Source organism: Alteromonas sp. IB21, from assembly GCF_016405965.1.
GTDB lineage: Bacteria > Pseudomonadota > Gammaproteobacteria > Enterobacterales > Alteromonadaceae > Alteromonas.
The window spans coordinates 50,573-67,187 of record NZ_JAEFCD010000028.1; the positions used below are offsets into that span (position 1 = coordinate 50,573).

A 16,615-nucleotide genomic window follows, 5' to 3' on the forward strand; every position below is an offset into this window, starting at 1 on the left:
CTATTGCGGTAAACTTAAATCATTGCGTGATTTTTAGTGATAAATTCAGTGCCTTAAGTAAACGTAACAGAATGTTGGGCATAATCGTGTCATCATCTATATCATGTGGTTAAAAAGCTGTAGTGGCTAGCTACGCCCTTGTTGGTTTGGGGGGGGCACCGGCAACTCCAGCAAAGTGAAAGGGCAAAAAGGCGTGAACATCAAGAAACTGAATTTAAGCGGTATTAAAGGCGTAATATTTGATTTAGACGGTACTTTGGTAGAATCTAGCCTTAACTTCACACAAATACGCATCGATGTAGGTTGCCCGCAGCACGAAGACATTCTTACCTTTGTTGATGCGCTTAGCTGCGCTACAACCAAAGCGAATGCCCATCGTACTATTTTGCAGCACGAACTAGACGATGCGCAAAACGCCCAATGGCTACCCATAGGCAAAGCCATGGTGGAAAAAGTGCAGGCGTATAACTTACCAATGGCAATAGTTACCCGTAACTGCCGCCAAGCCACCGCAATTAAACTAGCCAACAACAATATTCCTATCGATTATGTACTTACCCGTGAAGATGCCCCTGCCAAACCCGACCCAACAGCCTTATTAATGGTAGCAAATACGTGGCAGCTTCAACCTGAAGACTGCCTGTATGTGGGCGACTTTATTTATGATCAGCAAGCCGCCGAAAATGCGGGGATGAAGTGGTTTTTGGTTTAGATTTCAACTTTATGGCCATCAGGAGGAGGTGGTAATTCAGGAAGAATATTTAATAGCTCCTCATCACAAAGGTGCATAGGCCCAGTTCCTGCATATACTTTAGTATAGTCTTCCTCTGCAAGCTCTTGCATGTTTGTTTTTTGTTCGATATTCATAGTGAACCTTTTCCTCATTTAATTTAACAACGCTAGAAAGCGATGCAAAATTAACAAGGCTTCAGACATATGGATTTGCGAATAGAGACAACATTGAAATATTGCGCAAAATATTTAGGACTTGGCGCAATTTTAGTAATTTTTTGTCTCTTTTTTTCGAATACCTCACATGCATTAGAAGTTTCATTAAACGGTAAAACAAAGTTTGCGGGTATCTCGGCGGGTATTATTAGAGATGTTGAAGTTGTTGGTGATTCTGTTTATATCGCTTCAGAAAATGGGGTCTTTAAATATTTAGGAGGTCAATCAGAAAAGGTTGCCTATAGTTCTTCCCCTGAAATGCACGGTACAATTTCCGACCTCTTTTTCGATGGCAAAGAAACACTCTGGATAGTCGAATTTGGGGTAGGGGTTCACAAGTATAATCTTGAAACCGGTGCTTCTGAAATGTTTTCCAAAAATACCAAGTGGCCGAAGTATGCTTGGAAGATTGCAGCTTTAGAGCACTTTCTTGTTGTTTCACTCATACAAGGCGTGATCATTGTAGAAAAGAGCACAGGTGTGGTTCAAGATTGGGCCTCGAATATAGGAGTCGGCCATGTAGATAAAGTCCTTTCTATCGCTGTCCATAAGAACGAAATAGTCTATTTGACTTCGGAAGAGGGGCTAATAGTAGTCACGCCTGAAAAGACAGCCATTGAACTAGTCAATCTAGCGAAAACGTTACCGCTTCTTTCAAAAATACATTCTGTTGCTGTATCTGAAAACAATGTTTACATTGGAGGTAAGGAAGGTGTTTATCTTTGGGATACTTTTACCGGCGAATTTTCTTTTTATTCATTCAAAGAGCTTAGCGATAGTGTAGGACCAGTCTCAGATATTTACGTTTCAAGGGAGGGGCGAATATTTATAGCGGCTGGTGGCCTATACGAAATAGTAAAAGCAGAGATAAGGAAGCCTGCTTTTATGTCTCCCTTGATTACCTCTGAGGGTATAAAAAGCATAGTTAAGTTAACCGAAATCTCTTCGGGAGAATTGTTACTCGCTTCTTCACAACTCGGCCTCATTTCAATCACTCCTTCCCATGAGGCTATAAACCTTATTCATGAAAATGATCAAGTTTTAAGGAAGAACATCAAGACTTTCGGTGTTAGCGAGGAGTTTGGATACGCTGTTAAAACGAAAGATAAAAGTTATCTAATCAATCTTGAAAATGGTGAATTAACCCCCTCTGATTTTTGGCAAGGCAACCAGTGTATAGATAAAAACCTCAAAATCGTTAATAAAGCTTACTCAAAGAGTATCGCAAACTACGCTTATTGCGATTCCCCATTTTCTCACTCAATAAACAATTCAGATTCATCTTACTATGCTTATCATGATGATGGTGAACAAGGTTTTTACGATCTGATAGTGAATGATGTGATAGTAGATAAAATACCTGCTCCACGCCAAATGCTGTTCTCTCTATTAACTTCCTCAGGAGAAATAGCTGGATTCGATACGAAAAGCAACTTTCATATCCAGATGTCAAAATTTCATTGGAAAACTGTTTCTCCAGACGAGGGGCATTGGGTAGGTTTGACTTGTTTAATTGAATTAGAGGAGGTTTTTCTTGTTTGTACATCTGGGCAAGGAGTTAAGTCAATTGGCAAGAAAAACGGGGATATAAAACAGTCAAAATTTCACTTTGAAAATGAGACGCGATTTATCAGAGGAGGGCAGCTAAGCAGTAATAAAAACTTATGGTTCTTAACTAATATGGGGCTTTATGCTGTCACACCGGGTGAACAATTTTTTTCATTTGATGAAAGTGATGGTTTCTTCGACACAGATTTTGAGTATAGAGGGATAAGAGAGTTAGGTGGCCGCTTGATTATTCTTGGAGATAAGTATTCATACGTGGTTGATGAGATAAAAGCTATCGAAGCAATGAAAGCGAAACAGGATATTAAAAGTAAGGTCATTTTCACTCGTGTTGAATGGGTAGATAGTGAAATGATCCCCCGCAGTTTACCTCCAGGTTCACTATCAAAAAATTCACCTATCAAATTAGAAAACAGCTTTAATGAGTTGTCTTTAGATTTTAGGACAAACAGCTATTCTGAACATGAGACTCAGGAGCTAGAGTTCAGGATTTTAGGTATCGAGGATGAATGGAAAGTTCATCCCATGCCTCAGGCTTTTCTAACTGTGTCCGACTTAAACGCCGGTCACTATGAATTTCAAGCGAGGGTGAAAGGAGAGGAGTCTCCGGTATCATCGCTTCTTTTTGAAGTAGCTTTGCCTCTATATCTGCAAAGCTACGCAGTTTTATGCTATCTACTCATAACATTGTGTCTATTTATACTTTATAGAGTTGGCTATTTAACGATTCTCTGGGGGCAGTTCAAAACCACCACACTTTACACCCACCTTACTCGGTACGAAATCACCGATGGCCAGTCTAAATTCGAAAAAATGTTGCGTAGCAAAGAGCGCTTCATTAACGAAATTATGCAAGAGCTTCGTACGCCTATCCAACTCATTAACGGCTCTCTAGAACAAGTATCTGATACAGCTAAAGGAACAAGCAAAGAACTAATCTGTGTACAGGACAATATGAAGAGAGTAGAGCATTTAATTAACCAAATGAGTCAGGATGTCCCTACAGCGTTGGACGCAGCAGATTACTACAAACTATATTCGCTAGAAAATATTCGATTTATCGTTTTATCTCTTGAGCCTTTAGCTAAACAAAAAAGGCAGAACTTAGAGGTTCGAATTAAGGGGAAGAAAGAGGTGTCGCTTATTAGCGATAGCTTAGAAAAAATTCTTGTTAACTTGGTTCAAAACGCAATTAAATTCACACCAGAACTTGGAACGATAAAAGTTGCTGCCGTACAAGATAGCAAGGAACTAAAGATTACCATTACGGATGATGGTGAAGGTATTGACGAACATCTTCACCAAAAAGTATTCGAGAGGTTTGAAAAAGGAGATACCGATAAAGAGGGTAGCGGCGTTGGTTTGGCAATGGTCAAGTCATTAGTGGAATTGAACCAAGGCGAGATTGCCCTTGAGAGCCAAAAGGGCATAGGTACTAAAGTAACAGTAAGACTCCCCATGGATGACGTAGAATTTGTAAACTCACACGCTGAAGACTTGTCCCCAGCACATGCAAAAACAAACAAGAAATCACTCTTAATCGTTGACGATAACAGAGCATTCCGCACTTACCTTTTTGACCTATTTTCCAAGAAATATAGATGTTTAGTCGCACGAAACGGCGTTCAGGCTTTAGAGGTAATGCAGCACTATTTGGTCGATTTAGTCATTACCGATCAAATGTTACATGAAATGAATGGGATAGCTCTGACTAACGCCATTCGTAGCAACCCTAGCTATGCACATATTCCTGTCCTCATGCTAACTGCAGACACTGCATTTGGACTAGAAAAATTAGCGCTAGAAGAAAAGGTGGATTATTTTTTGTCGAAGCCCGCTTCTAACGAAGAAATTACCCTGCGTGTCGAACATTTGTTAGCACTGAGAAAGGCAAATGAAACCGAAGACAAAGAAAATGATCGGCCTGTATTTAAATATGGATGTCTGAAAATTCCTGAGTTCAATAATGAAAAAGATATGGCGTTCTATCTTAACTTTATCGCGGTGCTGGAAAAAAACTACCACGATGAATCTTTCAATAGAGAGCAGGCCGCAGCGGAATTACTTATCAGCGCCCGAAGTTTAAACCGAAGAATGTCTGAGTTGTTTGAATACAACTTCAGCGAGTTCCTGTCACGCTTTAGAATCGAAAAGTCCATTCCGCTATTGTTGGAAGGAAATAGTATTCTAGATACCTGCCTAGACGTGGGCTTTGGCACAGCAGCTTACTTTTCGACATCGTTTAAAAAGGTCATGCATATACCGCCAAAGAAATTTGTGGAGCAGTACAACCAAACCGTAGCGTAGTGCTTCAGCCTCATGTTTATAGTGCTTTTATAAATACTTACGCCTTTCCGCCAAAAAGCCAATCAAAAGAAACGATGCCACATAGCCTGCACCTTGGTACTGCCAGGGCAAGTAGGCTAAGGTGTGTTTCAAAAATGGTGCGCCGTAAAGCGTAAGTGCACCATAGCCAAAAGCACACAGCACTACAAACAAGCTAACGCGAATGGTGAAATGGTAAGGTGCCAGTATGCGTTTTACATGGCCGTTAATCAGGTCGCCGTACACCACTAAAATAGTGGCCATAAGCATAATGCTCATTTCTGTGTAATAGGGGCTTAATGCGCGAGAAAGGGCACTGAAAAGTTCACTCATAAAATGACTACTATTATGACGTTGTTACTGAGTGCCCATTATAACCACGGCAAGGTTAAAAGCGTTAGCTAACGCTTTTATGTAGTGCGCTTACTGCTTTAAAACCTTGCTCGATAGTGGCAATGCGGTCGGTGGTTTGATCCCGCTCTACAAATTTGTGTTCAATACCGGCTAGTTCACCGTGGGCGAAAATCTCTTGGAAATTGATGGTGCCTTTACCTACGTCAGCAAAACTGCCGTCTTCAGCCAAATCTTTTACATGCCAAAGCTTAAAGCGCCCCGGGTACTGCTTAAAGTAATCAATGGGGTTTTTACCCGCTTTCACCGTCCAGTATAAATCAAGCTCCATAGCCACAAGATTAGGGTCGGTTTCTGTTATCAGTACATCCAAGGGGGTCTTACCGTCGCGTACTTCAAATTCAAAATCGTGATTGTGGTAGGCAAGGGTAATACCTTCTTTCTTACACGCTTCACCAATGTTGTTTAGCTTTTCGGCAAGGGCATGGTAAGGCGCAATACCCATACCGCGTTGCGCTTCACTAAGCCAGGGTACCACTAAATATTTGTGACCAATGGTTTGTGCATCATCTAAAATTTGTGGCAAGTTAGTATCGAATGCATCCAACTGAATATGAGCCGAAGGCGCAGTAAGGCTGTTTTCATCAAGCAGTTGCTTAATCTCTTTGGCGTTATGGTCAAAGTAGCCTGCAAATTCCATTTCCGTGTAGCCAATGTCAGCAACCAACTTAAGCGTTGCTGGAACGCTTACTTTCATAATGTCTCTAAGGGTATAAAGCTGTAGCCCAACCGCATTGCTATGCTTGCCGTTCATCATTGATCCTTTATCACCACCATGCCCGTGGGCCAAACTAGTATGTGCGAATACAGCAGGGGCATTCATTGCAGCCAATAAGCCAGACGAATATTTAATAAACTGTCGTCTTGAAACGCCGGAGCCAATCTTGTTTGCGGCCTCTAACGTTGCTTTCTTGCTTACGTTTTCTTTACTTAAATTCACTGTTTGCTCCTTTTTGTAGTGGTACATAGGTGATGGCACATGGCTATCATCAATTAACCGAAAGCCTTGCCCGTACTTTCCCGTACGATAAGTTCAAATGGCATAATAACCTTGGGGGCCTTGCGAATTTTTCCGTTAAGTACGTCCACCAGTAGCGTAACCGCCGTTCTACCAAACTCTTCTGCCGGTTGCGCAATAGTGGTTAGCGGCGGGTCTACAAAGGCCGAAAACGCTATGTCGTCAAAACCTGCCACGGAAATATCTTTAGGCACGTGTAAATTGGCTTGTTTAAAAGCCTGCATAGCGCCAATAGCCGTTTCATCGTTTTCACAAAATACTGCGCTCGGTCTATTTTCAAGGCGACTAATAGACTCCCCTGCGTTGTACCCTGCCTGCAACGTAAAGTCGCCCGGGAACAACAAGCTTTCGTCAAAGACTATATTTGCCTGGGCTAGCGCGTCTTTGTATCCCATCAAACGCTCTTGAGTCAGCGGGCTTGAATTAGGCCCTTTGATCATGGCAATGCGGGAATGCCCTAGCGAAATTAAGTGCTCGGTCATAGCTTTAGCCGCAGCGCGGTTATCTAAAGATACAACCGGGTATTGCCCGTCATCGATTACTTCACAGGCATTAACCATTGGCAGTAATCCGTGATCATTAATCATGGAGGCATCAAGAGGATTATTTGCACGAAGTTGAATAAGACCGTCTGCCTGAGAGGTACTGACCATCTTGGCGTAGTGGTTTTCAATCTCACTGTTACCAAGGGTGTTGGCAAGTAAAATGGAATAGCCCAATTCAGCTGCTGCTTCTTGCATGCCGCTTATTACTCGAGCAAAAAATACATTAGCAACCGTGGGAACCAGTACTACCAAATTGTGCGTTTTGCCCGAACGAAATTTAACGGCCATCAAGTTAGGCTTATATCCCACGGCCTGCACGGCGGCCATAACCTTGTTGCGTGTCTTAGGAGACACACGTTCAGGTTGCTGTAAGGTTCTCGACACTGTGGCGACCGACACACCGGCGCTATCTGCTACATCTCTAATATTTGCCATTTATGTTTTTGTTGTTTGTTAATAGACATGCTCATTGTAAACCCAAGCTACATCCCGTGTGGTCTATACGATGGTAGTGAAATACGAAATAACCAGCGGGCAATGATGTAACCGTTTTCATTTAAACAAAAGAATACTCACTTTCACTAAAACGTCAAAGCTTATTTGTAGGCATTTTGTAAACCGATATTAATTTTTAGCGCAAAGGAAGACGGCAAAACTGCGTGCTTTATGTGCTAAAGCGTCATTTTTTCAGCTAATTGTAAACTTTAGTTTAATGGAATGATGCATTTTTTATTGACCGATAAAATGTAACGGGTTACATTTTTATTCAGTGAATGAACTAATAGTGCGTAGACGCAAAGAGGAATATCAATGCAGCCAATTCGAATGGGAATGATCGGAGGCGGAGAAGGCGCGTTTATCGGGGCAGTTCACCGTCATGCCGCTGGGTTAGATGGTAACTATCAATTAGTGTGCGGGGCATTTAGCCGAAACGAAGAAAACAACTCGCGTACGGCAGCAACGTTAAATGTAGATGCTTCCCGTGCTTACGACAGTTGGCAAGCTATGTTAGATAACGAGGCGCAACTTCCCGAGCAAGAGCGAATGCAAGTGGTTGTTATCGTAACGCCTAATCATCTTCACGTACCTATATCACTTACGGCCATTAAAGCGGGATTTCATGTGTTTTGTGAAAAACCAGCAGGGGTTAGCTTTGCAGAAGTAAAAGAACTTCAAGACGTTATTCACGGTAGTGAATCGCTATATGGCTTAGCGCACACTTATCTTGGTTACCCTATGGTATGGCAAGCACGCCACCTCGTTGAAAGCGGCATGCTGGGCAATATTCGAAAAGTGTATGTTGAGTATCCTCAAGGCTGGCTGTCTGGCGAAGAAGAAACCCACAATAAACAAGCGCAGTGGCGCACCGACCCAGCCATTTCTGGGGCGACAGGCGCAATGGGCGATATCGGTACTCATGCATTTGGGTTGGTTGAGTTTGTATTAAACGACAGTGTTACCTCGCTATGTGGAGAATTAAATACCCATGTTGAAGGACGTCGATTAGATGACGATGGCGCTGCGCTCATTAAAACCAGAAAAGGGGCGTCGGGCGTGCTTATAGCTTCGCAGGTTTGCGCCGGTGAAGAAAACGCCTTGAAGATCCGCGTATACGGTGACAAAGGCGGCTTGGAATGGCGTCAAATGGAGCCAAACTCCGTCATCTTTCGCCCGGTTGATGCGCCTTATCAAGTATTTAGAGCAGGGCAAGGGCAAGCAGGTCTTTGTGATGAAGCCTCAAATCGTTGTCGCGTTCCAGCCGGTCACCCAGAAGGCTACTTAGAAGCGATGGCAAATTTGTATACCGATTTTGCCAAAGCAGTACGCGCGAATCAAAAAGGCAAAGCCGAGGGCGTACCCGGAATAAATGCAGGTATACGCGGCATGGTATTTATTGATGCCATGCTGGCTAGTACTGACAGCGACACCAAATGGGAATCGGTTAGTCAGGAAGGGGCGCAATAATGCAATCAAAACTTGAAACGAAAAAGGTGAGTGGCCATGGCGAATAATCAACAACCTATTAAAGGGCCTGCAATATTTTTAGCGCAGTTTATGGGTAAAGACGCGCCTTTCGATACCCTTGAAAATATGGCGAAATGGGCAGCGTCACTAGGCTATAAGGGAATACAGGTTCCTACCGATCCTAGCCTGTTTGATTTAAAAAAAGCCGCTGAAAGCCAAGAGTACTGCGATAACATTGCTAAAATATGTAAAGACGCAGGCGTAGAAATTACTGAGCTTTCTACGCACTTACAAGGTCAGCTAGTGGCCGTTCACCCCGCTTACGACGAGTTATTCGACAACTTTGCGCCGGCGCACTTACACGGTAAACCGCAAGCGCGAACCGAATGGGCAATTAATCAGCTGAAATGTGCAGCTATTGCCAGTAAACGTTTGGGATTAAAAGCCCACGCTACTTTTTCTGGTGCATTAATGTGGCACTTGGTTTATCCGTGGCCACAGCGTCCGGCAGGTTTGGTTGAACAAGGCTTTGCTGAATTGGCTAAGCGTTGGAAACCTATTCTCGACGCATTTGACGATGCGGGTGTCGACGTATGTTATGAAATCCACCCTGGTGAAGATCTCCACGATGGGGCTTCGTTCGAGCAGTTCTTAAGTGCGGTAGATAACCACCCAAGGGCAAATATTCTTTTCGACCCAAGTCACTTTGTTTTACAGCAGCTTGACTACCTCGACTTCATCGACCGCTACCACAGCCGTATCAAAATGTTTCACGTTAAAGACGCCGAGTTTAATCCTAACGGCAGAAACGGGGTATATGGCGGCTATCAAGACTGGCAAGAACGCGCTGGGCGTTTTCGTTCGCTTGGCGACGGTCAGGTCGATTTCAAAGGTATTTTCAGCAAGCTTACCCAGTACGGTTTCACCGGTTGGGCAGTGCTTGAGTGGGAATGCTGCTTAAAAGACAGTGCACAAGGTGCAGCAGAAGGCGCCCCGTTCATTGCTTCACACATTATTGAGCCAAGCAAATACGCGTTCGACGATTTTGCCGGTGGTGAGGTTAGTGAGGCGAAGAATAATCGTATTTTAGGCCTTGAGCGCTAAGCGCCATCGATAGGATAACAATAACTATGATAACCCTACGCCTTAGTTTGATGATGTTCCTTCAGTTCTTCATTTGGGGAGGCTGGTTTGTAACCTTAGGTACCTATTTGACAAATACCCTGTCTGCTAATGGCGGCCAAATAGGTTTGGCTTTTTCTACCCAAAGCTGGGGGGCCATTATCGCGCCCTTTATTGTGGGGCTAATTGCTGACCGATTCTTCAATGCAGAAAAGATCCTCGGTTTATTGCACATTGTTGGCGCGATGCTTATGTACTGTATGTATCAAGCGAATGATTTTGCCAGCTTCTACCCTTATGTGTTGGCTTACATGATTGCCTATATGCCAACGCTTGCACTGGTCAACTCGGTGTCCTTCGGACAAATGGTCGACCCGTCAAAAGAGTTCGGAAAAGTTCGTGTGTGGGGCACTATCGGCTGGATTGTGGCAGGTCTTATGATTAGCTATGTCTTCTCATGGGATTCTGCCCAGTCTATTGCCGATGGTATGCTCAAAAACACCTTCTTATTGTGTAGCATCGCTTCGTTAATTCTGGGTGTGTTCAGCTTTACGCTGCCTAACACGTCACCTCAATCAAGCGGTAAAGCCGTCACCATACGCGACATTCTTGGGTTAGAAGCATTGGCACTGCTTAAAGACAAAAACTTCTTAGTGTTCTTTTTATCTTCCGTGCTTATTTGTATCCCCTTGGCGTTTTACTACCAGAATGCTAACCCTTTTCTTACCGAAATAGGCGTTGAAAACGCCACGGGCAAAATGACATTAGGCCAAGTATCTGAAGTACTCTTCATGCTTGCGCTGCCGTTATTTTTAAACCGCTTTGGTATCAAAGCTACCTTGGTTATCGGTATGGCTGCATGGGTGGTTCGCTATGCGCTGTTCGCATTTGGGAACGCCGACGAAAGCTTATTCATGCTCATTATCGGCATTGCACTGCACGGTATTTGTTACGACTTCTTCTTTGTATCAGGTCAAATCTATACCAATGCGAAAGCGGGCGAGAACGTAAAAAGTGCGGCGCAAGGGCTAATTACCCTGGCCACGTACGGCGTAGGTATGCTGGTGGGTTTTGCTGTAGCAGGCGCAATTACCGACACCTACACCTTAGACACGGGTGCGCATAGCTGGCAGCAAGTATGGCTATTCCCAGCAGTATTTGCTGCGGTAGTGCTGTTGATATTCATCACTCTGTTTAGAGGGGAGAAGGTAAATGCCGATGCATAACATTACCCGCAGAAAATTACTTCAGAGCATGGCGATGACAGGGGCTGGCATTGCTGGAGCGGGGTTTGCTGCTTCAGGGTTAGCCGCAGCCGAGTCAGCCACAGCGAGTGAAAACAATGTTAAAGGTAGCAATACCATGAGTACACCGCTTAAAGGCAATGTGAATCACTCGGTAAGTCGATGGACTTACGGCGATTTGAGTATTGAAGCGTTGTGCCAAACCGTAAAAGAGCTGGGCTTTAGTGCGATTGACCTAGTTGGTCCTGAAGATTGGCCCGTGCTAAAGGAATACGGCGTCGACTCGTCTATGTGTAACGGCGCTGAAATTAGCCTTGAAGATGGCTTTATACACACTGAATTACACGATGAACTAGAAGCGCGTTATATAAAGCATATCGATTTAGTCGCTGATGCGGGTTATACAAACCTTATTTGCTTTAGCGGTAATGCCAGAGGCATGTCGCCAGAAGAAGGGCTTGAAAATGCGGTTGCAGGGTTAAAGCGAATCTTACCTCATGCTGAAAAACGCAACGTTGTGATCTTCATGGAGCTATTTAACAGCAAAGTCGATCACCCCGACTACATGGCCGACAACTCTGCATGGGGCATAGAGTTGTGCAAACGCCTTGGTTCTAAGCACTTCTCATTACTTTACGATATCTACCATATGCAAATTAATGAAGGCGATATCATTCGAACCATTCTCGATAACCATCAGTACTTTGGCCACTATCACACGGCTGGCGTACCGGGGCGTCACGAAATTAATACTTCACAAGAACTCAATTATGAAGCCATTGCGAGAGCCATTGTTCAGACCGGATTCAAAGGCTATTTAGCACAAGAGTTCATACCTACACCGAAAACCAAAGCCAGCAGAATAGCGTCTCTACAAGAAGCGATAGAAATCTGCGATGTGTAACGTGCGAACAGGCACAGCGACGAATTATGTATTAAGGACGTGTTATGGCAAATAACGAATATGATGCAATAGTTATTGGGTCTGGTATCAGTGGCGGTTGGGCTGCGAAAGAGCTTACAGAAAAAGGGCTCAAAGTGCTTATGCTCGAGCGTGGTCAAAACATTGAGCATATTAAGGATTATAAAAACGCGCATAAAGAAGACTGGGACTACCCGCATCGAGACTTGCCAACGCAGGCGATGAAAGTTGATTATCCGGTATTGAAGCGTGACTATCCCCTCAATGAGAAAACCTATGGTATGTGGGCGAATGAAAAAGAAAACCCATACACAGAAGACAAGCGTTTCGATTGGTACAGAGGCTATCACGTAGGCGGGCGTTCACTTTTGTGGGGCCGTCAAAGCTATCGTTTGAATAAAGAAGATTTTGAGGCTAACGCTAAAGAAGGGATAGCCGTCGATTGGCCAATTCGTTATGAAGACTTGGCGCCTTGGTACGACTATGTAGAAAAGTTTGCGGGCATCAGCGGTAATCGAGACGGGTTAGACGTATTGCCAGATGGCATTTACCAGCCACCTATGCCAATGAATATTGTTGAAGAAAGTGTAGCGGCACGGGTTCAAAAAGCGTTTGAGGGTGCGCGTCATTTAGTACACGGGCGCACTTCGAATATGACACAAAGCAAACCCGAAGAAGGGCGTGTTCACTGTCAGTACCGAAACAAATGTTGGTTGGGGTGTCCGTTTGGTGGCTACTTTAGTACGCAAGCGTCTACGCTTCCGGCTGCTGTAAAAACGGGCAACTTAACCCTTCGACCTTTCTCGATAGTGAAAGAGATCTTGTTCGATAAAGACAAGAGGCGCGCGACTGGCGTTGAAATTATCGATGCACAGACGAACGAGACTTATGTATTTAAAAGTAAAATCGTTTTCGTTAATGCGTCTGCTTTGAACTCGGCATGGGTGCTAATGAACTCGGCTACTGATGTATGGGACGGTGGCTTGGGTAGCAGCAGTGGCGAGCTGGGCCACAACGTGATGGATCACCATTTTAGAGTAGGTGCGTCGGCAGAGGTTGAAGGCTTTGACGATAAATATACCTACGGCCGCAGACCAAGCGGTTTCTATGTACCCAGATTCAGGAATTGGGGCGGTGATAAGCGTAACTATTTACGTGGCTTTGGCTACCAAGGCAGTGCAAGTCGCTCAGGTTGGCGCAAAGATATTGCCGAGTTTGGAATAGGTGCAGGGCTTAAAGATGCCATAACAGAGCCTGGTCCTTGGACCATTGGCATGACGGCGTTCGGTGAAATACTTCCTTATCACGAAAACAAAGTGTACCTGAACAAAAAAGTTACCGACAAATGGGGCTTACCAGTGCTCGCCATGGACGTAGAAATCAAAGAAAACGAGCTGAAGATGCGCAAAGACATGCAGCAAGACGCCGTTGATATGTTTGAAGCGGCTGGTCTTAAGAATGTGCAGGGGTGGGATGCAGATTACGCGCCGGGTATGGGTATTCACGAAATGGGTACGGCGCGTATGGGCAGAGATCCAAAAACGTCCGTGTTAAATGCGCATAACCAAGTATGGGACGCACCTAACGTATTTGTCACTGACGGTGCAGCAATGACATCAGGCAGTTGTGTGAACCCATCGCTTACCTATATGGCACTAACGGCAAGAGCCGCAGACTTTGCCGTGGAAGAGTTAAAGCGAGGAAACCTATAATGGAACGCAGAGAACTACTTAAGCTCATAGCGACAGCATCGGGTACCGCTTTATTTGCTGGAAATGTATTTGCTTACAAAGACATTCCTACAGTCCCCCTTAGCGACACATTATGTAATGAAAAAGACGTGGCCTTACTTAATGAAATGGCTGAGGTCATTATTCCACAAACCGATACGCCAGGGGCAAAAGCGGCAAATGTTGGCGCGACTATGGCCGTACTGGTAACCGATTGCTACACGCCGTTGCTTCAAAGAGCATTTCTTGATGGCATCAAGAAAATTTCTTCGTTAAGTCAAATTCGCTTCAACAAGCAATTTATTCAGCTTACCAAACAAGAGCGAGAAGCGTTGTTTAATGACTTAGATGTAGAAGCAAAAGCGGCAAACCTTGCAAATGGTGTGTACCAAGGCGTTGAAACAGGAAAGCCAAGTCAGTGGGAGCCTGGCACCGATGAACCTACGCCTCACTACTTTACGTTATTAAAACAGCTAACACTTTATTGTTTTTTCACCTCTCAAGTGGGCGCGACTAAAGTACTTCGATATGTCGCTATACCCGGACGATACGACGGCGCCTACCCCTACAAAAAAGGCGATAAAGCGTGGGCAACCTAAGATGTAAAAAGCGAAAAACGCAATACCGTTAAACGCAACACATTTATAAAGCAGACAATAAAAGGCACAGATACAATGAATAAAACCCTTGTTGCTTCTACGGTGGCGCTTCTTATGCCACTTATGGCGTGCGCTACAACTGAAGTAGAAACAGAGAAAAGCGAGTTACGACTAAGTCGTGAACAACAAGCCGCTAAAACGGAAGTTTGGGAGCCGGTTCCAGAAGTCGTGTCTTTCGATGAGGCGGGCGTGCCTTCCGATGCGATCACTTTAATAGGTGACGACCTGTCAAACTGGCGTTCAGTAAAAGAAGGTGAGGCTAAATGGACGCTTCAAGATGGTGTGCTAACCGTGAAGCCGGGAACAGGCGACATAAAAACGAATGCAGAGTTTTGCGATGTACAGCTGCATGTAGAGTGGAGAGCACCACAGCCAGAAGCTGGCATAGAAGGACAGCAGCGCAATAACAGCGGTATTTTCTTACAGCAAAGATACGAAATTCAGGTATTGGACTCATATCAGAATAAGACCTACCCCAATGGTCAGGCGGCAAGTGTGTACAAGCAAAGCATTCCGTTGGTCAATGCTATGAAGGCGCCAGATGAATGGCAAACCTATGACATTATATATAGAGCACCTAAGTTTAACGGAGAAAATTTAGCGTCACCGGGCTATGTTACTGTTATACATAACGGCGTGGTGGTTCAAAACCATACCGAGATCCAAGGTACCACTGAATGGATTGGTGCACCTAAATATAAATCCCACGGATGTGCACCGCTTCAATTACAAGATCACGGCAACTTAGTGAGCTTTAAAAATATGTGGGTAAGACCACTTTAAAAAGCCAGCCGGTAGATGTCTTCAATCTCTTCAATACTCAATTGCTTGGGATTATTGCGAAGAAGGCGAGTTACTTTACTCGCCTCTTCCGCTAACTCACCTACACAAGAAGGCGAAATATTAAAGTGGGTGAGTGAAGCGGGTATATCGACATCCCTGCAGAGTTTTTCGATAGCAATTAACAACAGTTTAATTGCCTCATCTTTTGAATGGTGACGTTCACATACCTTCAGAAGCTTAGCTACACAATAAAGCTTGTCTTGGCAAAACGGTGCATTTACTTTCAATACATGAGGAAGCATAACCGCGTTACTCATACCATGTGATAAATGAAATCGCCCACCTAAAGGGTAAGCCAGAGCATGCACTGCCCCAACGCCGGCGTTTCCAAAAGCAAGGCCGGCCATTAAACTGCCGGTGGCCATATCTTCGCGAGCAGCCAGATTTTCTCCATTATTATAAGCATGCACCAAAGAATTAAAGATCAGCTTTAATGCTTTTTCGGCAAGAGCATCAGTAATAGGGCTAGCATTAACACTTATATAGGCTTCAAGCGCGTGAACGAATGCGTCTATTCCGCTTGCTGCCGTTATAGACGGTGGACAAGTTTTTGTCATCTCAGGCGCAACAATAGCAACATCGGGTAATAGGCAGTGACTAACAATGCCTTTCTTCATTTGTGCTTTAGGATCAGACAATATAGCAATATTGGTGACTTCCGAGCCTGTCCCTGCGGTGGTGGGAATAACAATAAGAGGAAGACGCCTTTCTGAAAGCGTATTTTCACCAAAGAGTTCGCTAATAGACCCGCTATGATCATAGGTAGCTGCTAGTACTTTTGCGCTATCAATAGCACTACCGCCACCAAGGGCGATAATGCCATCTACCTTATTCTCGCGAAGGTCGTTTAATTTGGCTTCTATGATATTTACATCAGGCTCGGGTGGAATATCATCGATAACGTGCAAGGGGGGATAGGGAAGTAAAGCGAGTACTTGCTCAAGAAGACCAGATGACGAGACACCTTTATCAGTTACGACTGCACAATCTTTTATACCTAATCGCGTCATTTCATCTGCAAGGGCTTTTATCGCGCCAAGGCCTGTAATGAGTTTCCCTGCGGTCTTAAATTCCGAAACCTTCATAGAATGCTCCTAATAAGGGCGTATTTGTAATCGTAACGACTTACTTAATTTATAGTACAACGCGGCTGTTACCACTTAACTAAACTTATAGTCAGTTAAAAGTCGTGTGAATTAGTAGGTTAAATAAACGTTTTGAGTGTTGTTTGTGCAAACGATCGAAAAATAAGGTTTTTTTCGAAATAAGTGTTGACGTGAGCGCTCATTTCCCTAAAATGCGCATCCGCTTCGGGGG

The 16,615-nt window shown here is 44.2% G+C and carries 14 protein-coding genes; 9 read left to right on the plus strand and 5 right to left on the minus strand.

The window, feature by feature from the left end; genetic code table 11:
* The first annotated feature begins 193 nt into the window (after positions 1-193).
* Entirely contained in the window at positions 194-712 is a 519-nt protein-coding gene (locus tag JC525_RS16580) for an HAD family hydrolase (RefSeq protein WP_198816814.1), read from the plus strand.
* On the opposite strand, the gene JC525_RS16585 is transcribed toward JC525_RS16580, so the two are convergent.
* Complete coding sequence (locus tag JC525_RS16585) at positions 709-867, minus strand: hypothetical protein (RefSeq protein ID WP_155761724.1); 159 nt, start codon at positions 865-867, stop codon at positions 709-711. The genes JC525_RS16580 and JC525_RS16585 overlap by 4 nt on opposite strands.
* A gap of 69 nt (positions 868-936) precedes the next feature.
* Between JC525_RS16585 and JC525_RS16590 the strand changes: the two genes are divergently transcribed.
* Positions 937-4,821, plus strand: a complete 3,885-nt coding sequence (locus JC525_RS16590; protein WP_198816815.1) for a hybrid sensor histidine kinase/response regulator transcription factor — start codon at positions 937-939, stop codon at positions 4,819-4,821.
* Positions 4,822-4,848: 27 nt separating this feature from the next.
* Here JC525_RS16590 and JC525_RS16595 read toward each other — a convergent pair whose 3' ends face one another.
* The 3 genes from JC525_RS16595 to JC525_RS16605 all read right to left on the minus strand — a co-directional run bounded on the left by JC525_RS16595 (position 4,849) and on the right by JC525_RS16605 (position 7,248).
* Positions 4,849-5,172, minus strand: a complete 324-nt coding sequence (locus tag JC525_RS16595) for a DUF3392 family protein (protein ID WP_198816816.1) — start codon at positions 5,170-5,172, stop codon at positions 4,849-4,851.
* 64 nt (positions 5,173-5,236) lie between these two features.
* Positions 5,237-6,190: a sugar phosphate isomerase/epimerase family protein gene (locus JC525_RS16600; protein WP_198816817.1), complete on the minus strand. Its 954-nt coding sequence runs from the start codon at positions 6,188-6,190 to the stop codon at positions 5,237-5,239.
* A gap of 53 nt (positions 6,191-6,243) precedes the next feature.
* Positions 6,244-7,248, minus strand: coding sequence for a LacI family DNA-binding transcriptional regulator (locus JC525_RS16605; RefSeq protein WP_198816818.1), 1,005 nt, complete (start codon positions 7,246-7,248; stop codon positions 6,244-6,246).
* 375 nt (positions 7,249-7,623) lie between these two features.
* Between JC525_RS16605 and JC525_RS16610 the strand changes: the two genes are divergently transcribed.
* From JC525_RS16610 to JC525_RS16640, 7 genes are all read left to right on the plus strand, one after another.
* A complete protein-coding gene (locus JC525_RS16610) occupies positions 7,624-8,778 on the plus strand; it encodes a Gfo/Idh/MocA family protein (RefSeq protein ID WP_198816819.1) in 1,155 nt (384 codons plus the stop codon).
* A 36-nt stretch (positions 8,779-8,814) separates the two neighbouring features.
* The gene (locus tag JC525_RS16615; RefSeq protein ID WP_198816820.1) at positions 8,815-9,882 is read left to right on the plus strand and encodes a sugar phosphate isomerase/epimerase family protein; all 1,068 of its coding nucleotides are present in this window, start codon (positions 8,815-8,817) and stop codon (positions 9,880-9,882) included.
* A 26-nt stretch (positions 9,883-9,908) separates the two neighbouring features.
* Positions 9,909-11,126, plus strand: coding sequence for a nucleoside permease (locus JC525_RS16620; protein WP_198816821.1), 1,218 nt, complete (start codon positions 9,909-9,911; stop codon positions 11,124-11,126).
* Positions 11,119-12,048: a hydroxypyruvate isomerase family protein gene (locus JC525_RS16625; RefSeq protein ID WP_198816822.1), complete on the plus strand. Its 930-nt coding sequence runs from the start codon at positions 11,119-11,121 to the stop codon at positions 12,046-12,048. Before JC525_RS16620 ends, JC525_RS16625 begins: the two co-directional genes overlap by 8 nt.
* 44 nt (positions 12,049-12,092) lie before the next feature.
* Positions 12,093-13,778, plus strand: coding sequence for a GMC family oxidoreductase (locus JC525_RS16630; RefSeq protein ID WP_071958407.1), 1,686 nt, complete (start codon positions 12,093-12,095; stop codon positions 13,776-13,778).
* A complete protein-coding gene (locus JC525_RS16635) occupies positions 13,778-14,395 on the plus strand; it encodes a gluconate 2-dehydrogenase subunit 3 family protein (RefSeq protein ID WP_198816823.1) in 618 nt (205 codons plus the stop codon). The genes JC525_RS16630 and JC525_RS16635 overlap by 1 nt, the downstream gene beginning before the upstream one ends.
* Before the next feature lie 75 nt (positions 14,396-14,470).
* Entirely contained in the window at positions 14,471-15,238 is a 768-nt protein-coding gene (locus JC525_RS16640; protein ID WP_198816824.1) for a 3-keto-disaccharide hydrolase, read from the plus strand.
* On the opposite strand, the gene JC525_RS16645 is transcribed toward JC525_RS16640, so the two are convergent.
* A complete protein-coding gene (locus tag JC525_RS16645) occupies positions 15,235-16,383 on the minus strand; it encodes an iron-containing alcohol dehydrogenase (protein WP_198816825.1) in 1,149 nt (382 codons plus the stop codon). The genes JC525_RS16640 and JC525_RS16645 overlap by 4 nt on opposite strands.
* Between the last annotated feature and the right edge of the window lie 232 nt (positions 16,384-16,615).